The following is a 5,214-nucleotide window of genomic DNA, read 5'->3' as shown; positions in this document are numbered from 1 at the left end:
CGCCTTCGCCCAGGTGCAGTGGCCCGCCTTCAACGCCTCCAATGTGACCAGGGCGCTGACCACGGTCGGGCAGGTGGCGGCGGTGGCGATGCTCGCGACGGCGATCGCGCTGGTGCGGCTGCGCAAGGCGCGGTGGGTCGCGAAACTGCTGTCCTGGGCCGGGATCTCGGCGTTCGTCACGGTCACCCTCGGCATGCCGCTGGCGGCGACCAAGCTCTATCTCTTCGGCGTCTCGGTGGACCAGGAGTTCCGCACCGAGTACCTGACCCGCCTCACCGACAGCCCGGCGCTGCGGGACATGACCTACGCCGACATCCCGCCCTTCTACCCGGCGGGCTGGTTCTGGCTCGGCGGCCGCTTCGGCGACGCCCTCGGCCTCGCCGGCTGGGAGACCTTCAAACCGTGGGCCGTCCTCTCGCTGTCCTGCGCCGCCGCGCTGGCCCTGGTGCTGTGGACCTGGCTGGTGCGCACCGACTGGGCCATCGGCGTCGCCGCGGCCACCACCGCCGTCACCGTGGCGTATGCCTCCCCCGAGGCCTACAGCGCCGTCGTCGTGCTGCTGCTCGGCCCGACTCTGCTGCTGGCCTGGGGAGCCCTGCACCGGCCCGCGCCGCAGCCGCTGCCACACGGCGGCGATCGGACGGCAGGCGGTTGGGGCGCGGTGGTGGGCGCCGGCCTGCTGCTCGGCCTCGCCGCCACCTTCTACACGCTGTATCTGCTCGTGGCCGCCTTCGCGGTGGCGCTGATGGGCCTGCTGGCCGCGGGCCTGGCCGTGCGGGCGCGCCGGGAAGCGGCGCGGCCGAGGCGCGGGCGCACGCCGGTCGATGCCGGACCGGCCTGGCGGGCGGCGCTCGCGCCGCTGGGGCGGCTGCTGGCGATCGCGGTGATCGCCGGACTGGTGGCCTCGACGGTGTGGCTGCCGGTGCTGCTGGAGATGCTGACCGCCGACACCCCGAAGTCGGGCACCGCACTGCACTACCTGCCGCGCGCGGGCGCCCGGCTGCCGCTGCCCATGCTGGAGTTCACCCTGCTGGGCGCGCTGTGCCTGCTCGGCACGATCTGGCTGGTGGTGCGGGCGGCGACCTCGCGGCGGGCGCAGGCGCTCGGCGTCGGGGTGATCGCGATCTACCTGTGGTGCCTGCTGTCGATGCTGGCCACCGCGGCCGGCACCACGCTGCTGTCGTTCCGGCTGGAGCCGCCGTTGCTGGCCCTGCTGGCCGCGGCGGGCGTCTTCGGTTTCGCCGAGGGATCGCGGGCGCTCTACCAGGCCGTCAACGAACCGGAGCGGTTCCGGCCCGCGGTGGCGGTGCTCGCGCTGACCGGCGCGGTGGCCTTCGCCCAGGACATCCCGCACGTGCTGACCCCGGAGATCAACACCGCCTACACCGACACCGACGGCGACGGCGAGCGCGCCGACAAGCGCCCGCCCGGCGCGGCCTCCTACTATCGCGAGATCGACGAGACGCTGCGCGCACAGACCGGCAAGCCGCGTGACGAGACGGTGGTGCTCACCGCCGACACCACCTTCCTCGCCTTCTACCCCTACTGGGGTTTCCAGGGCCTCACCTCGCACTATGCCAATCCGCTGGCCGATTTCCCCGCCCGCGCGGCGCTGATCGAGCGGTGGAGCGAGCTGGAATCGCCCGCCGAGCTGCTCGACGCCCTCGCGCAGAGCCCGTGGCGCGCCCCCGACGCCTTCCTGTTCCGCCGTAGCGGCGAGGACTACACCCTGCGCCTGGCCGAGGACGTCTACCCGAACGACCCGAACGTCCGCCGCTACACGGTGAGCTTCCCCGGCGCGCTGTTCGACGACCCGGCCTTCACCGCCACCGACATCGGTCCCTTCACCCTCGTCACCGTGCGGCGCTGAGCGGGGCCGGTTCGCGTTCGCCCGGCGGGCCCGCGCGCGAGGGGTGGCTAGCATGACTCCTCGTGCGACCGGACCGAGCTACTAGAGCGTTCTCCCGTTACCGCCTGATCGCCCTGGTCTCCGGGCTTCTCGGCTTTCTGCTGGCGTTGCTGACGCCGCTGTTGCCGGTGCGCCAGGAGCAGGCGACGCTGGAGTGGCCGCAGGCGGGCGCGGCGAGCGTGTCCGCGCCGCTGGTGTCGTATGTGCCGCTGCGGGTGGAGGTCTCGCTGCCGTGCGCCACCCTGACCTCCGGGGCGGGCACGCTGCTGACCACCGTGCCGACGGCATCCCGGGAGGCCACCGCCAAGGGCCTGGTCGTCTCGGTCGCCGACGACACGCTCTCGGTGGTCCAGCGCGACGTGCCGCTGCTGTCGGCCCCGGTCGCCGAGATCGCGAACTGCGGCGCGGTCGAGATCAGCTCGGACGAGGCGGCGACCACCGTCGAGTTCACCGGTGTCACGCGCGAGGACGGAACGGACTTCGCCAACACCGTGACCCGCGACATCCGGCCCCAGATGGTCGGCGTGTTCACCGATCTGGACGCCGGACAGCTCGACGGCGCACGGCTGCACGCCGACATCGACTCCCGGTTCACCTCCTCGCCGAGCGCGCTCAAGCTGGCGGTGATGATCGCCGCGGCGGTGTGCACGCTGGTGGCGCTGGTGGCGCTGCATCTGCTCGACACCGCCGACGGCCGCCGCGCCCGCCGCTTCCTGCCCGCGCACTGGGCGCGGTTCACTCTCGCCGACGGCACGATCATCGGCACCCTGCTGCTGTGGCACGTGATCGGGGCCAACACCTCCGACGACGGCTACATCCTCACCATGGCCCGCGCCTCGGAGCACTCCGGCTACATGGCCAACTACTACCGCTGGTTCGGCGTCCCCGAAGCCCCGTTCGGCTGGTCCTACGAGCTGCTGGCGTGGATGGCGAAGATCTCCACGGCGAGCCTGTGGATGCGCCTGCCCACGCTGCTGGCGGGCATCCTGTGCTGGCTGGTGATCAGCCGTGAGGTGCTGCCTCGTCTCGGCGCGCGGGTGCGCAGGAACAGGATCGCGCTGTGGACCGCGGGCCTGGTGTTCCTGGCCTTCTGGCTGCCCTACGACAACGGCCTGCGCCCGGAGCCGCTGATCGCCGCGGGCGCGCTGCTGACCTGGTGCTCGATCGAACGCGCGGTGGCCACCGGCCGCCTGCTGCCCGCCGCGGTGGCCGTGCTGATCGCCGCCTTCTCGCTGGCCGCCGGGCCGACCGGCCTGATCTGCGTGGCCGCGCTGATCGCCGGCTCGGCGCCGGTGCTGCGCATCATCGCCCGGCGCGGTCGCGGCACCGGTGTGGTCGGCTACCTGTCGCTGCTGGCCCCCGGCCTGGCGGCGGGCACGCTGGTGCTGATCGCGGTCTTCGCCGACCAGACGCTGGCCACCGTCATGGAGGCCAGCAGGGTGGGCCCCCTGGTCGGGGCGAACGTGGCCTGGTTCGACGAGCGCACCCGCTGGGACTCGCTGCTCATGCTGGCCCCGGACGGTTCGCTGGCGCGGCGCTTCGGCGTGCTGCTGATGCTGCTGGCGCTGCTGGTGTGCGTGCTGCAGGTGTTGCGCAAGGGCCGCATCCCCGGCACCTCGCGCGGGCCGTCGGTGCGCATCCTCGGCATCGTCTTCTGCGCGCTGCTGCTGATGATGTTCACCCCCACCAAGTGGACCCACCACTTCGGCGTCTACGCGGGCCTGGCGGGCTCGCTGGCGGCGCTGGCCGCGGTCGCGGTGGGCACGGCGGCCATCCGCTCGCCACGCAACAGGGCGCTGTTCGCCGCGGCGGTGCTCTTCGTGCTGGCGGTGACCTTCACCGGCTCCAACGGCTGGTGGTACGTCTCCAGCTACGGCGTGCCGTGGTGGGACAAGGCGCCGATGATCGCGGGCAGGGGTGTGTCGACGCTGTTCCTCGGCCTGACCGCGGTGGCCCTGCTGGTGGCGCTGTGGCACCACTACCGGCTGTCCTTCCGCCCGAGGGCGAACAGCTCCGGCAACGGCTTCGACCGCCTGGCCGCCGCGCCCATCACCGTCGCCGCCGCGCTGATGGTGCTGTTCGAGGTGGCCTCGCTGGCCAAGGGCGCGATCGGGCAGAGCCCGGCCTACTCCATCGCCAAGTCCAATATCGCCGCCATGGCGGGCAATCCGTGCGCGCTGGCCGACGAGGTGCTGGTGGAGACGAACACCGCCGATTCGCTGTTGCTGCCCTACGACGTGGACCCGGCCGACGGGCTGGCCGCCGAGGTGGAGAACTTCACCCCCGACGGCGTGGCGCGCGATCTGACCGCCGATGCCGAGGAGGTCGCGGGTGGCGGGGCCAACACCGTCGACCGCGGCGGCGAGGAGAACAAGACCTCCGACATCACCGGCGCGGGCACCGGCGGCGGCGTCACCGAGCAGGCGGGCGTCAACGGCAGCACGGTCGCGCTGCCCTTCGGCCTCGACCCGGCCCGCACCCCGGTGCTCGGCTCCTACCAGGAGGGCGAGCAGCGCCAGGCGGCGCTCACCACGCACTGGTACCGCCTGGATCAGACCGCCGACAGCTTCCGCGACGACCCGGCCAACCGCATCCTGGTCATCACCGCCGCGGGCCGCATCCGCTCGGTGGACGCCGACGGCGTGGTCACCTACGGCCAGGACCTCACCCTGGAGTACGGCGTGCGCGGCGCCGACGGCGAGGTGTCGGTGCTCGGCTCGATCATGCCGCTCGACATCGGTCCCGCGCCGTCCTGGCGCAATCTGCGGGTGCCGCTCGACGAGCTGCCCGCCGAGGTGAACGCGGTGCGCCTGGTGGCGGTGGACAACGACATCACCGAGCGGCACTGGCTGGCCGTGACCCCGCCGCGGCTGCCCGAGCTGGCCACCCTCCAGTCGGTGGTCGGCGACACCGCGCCGGTGCTGCTGGACTGGCACGTCGGCCTGGCGTTCCCCTGCCAGCGGCCGTTCGACCACCACGCGGGCGTGGCCGAGGCGCCGCGGTGGCGCATCCTGCCCGACCGGGTCGGCTCGGACGCCTCGAACGCCTGGCAGGACCACATCGGTGGCGGCCCGCTCGGCTGGACCGGACTGCTGCTGAAGGCCGAGACGGTGCCCGGCTATCTCGACCACGACTGGCGCCGGGACTGGGGGTCGCTGGAGCGGTTCACTCCGTGGATCCCCGAGGCCGTGCCCGCGGATATCGAGACGGCCACGGTCACCCGCTCCGGCACCGCCGACGACGCGCCGATCCGCGCCCGCTGACCGGCCACGCCGCCCGATACCGGACAAGCGTCCGGTATCGGG

2 protein-coding genes are annotated in these 5,214 nt (G+C 73.1%); both read left to right on the top strand.

Annotated elements, in window-relative coordinates; genetic code table 11:
- A partial coding sequence (locus tag QH283_RS07230; protein ID WP_280502241.1) for an arabinofuranosyltransferase occupies nt 1-1,870 on the top strand: 1,870 nt, incomplete at its 5' end.
- 62 nt (nt 1,871-1,932) lie between these two features.
- The gene (locus tag QH283_RS07225) at nt 1,933-5,172 is read left to right on the top strand and encodes an arabinosyltransferase domain-containing protein (protein WP_280502240.1); all 3,240 of its coding nucleotides are present in this window, start codon (nt 1,933-1,935) and stop codon (nt 5,170-5,172) included.
- Nucleotides 5,173-5,214 lie beyond the last annotated feature (42 nt).

The sequence above is a fragment of the Nocardia farcinica genome (assembly GCF_029867845.1).
GTDB lineage: Bacteria > Actinomycetota > Actinomycetes > Mycobacteriales > Mycobacteriaceae > Nocardia > Nocardia farcinica_A.
The sequence above is the reverse complement of the archived record's forward strand: the minus strand, read 5'-3'. Positions and strand labels throughout refer to the sequence as shown.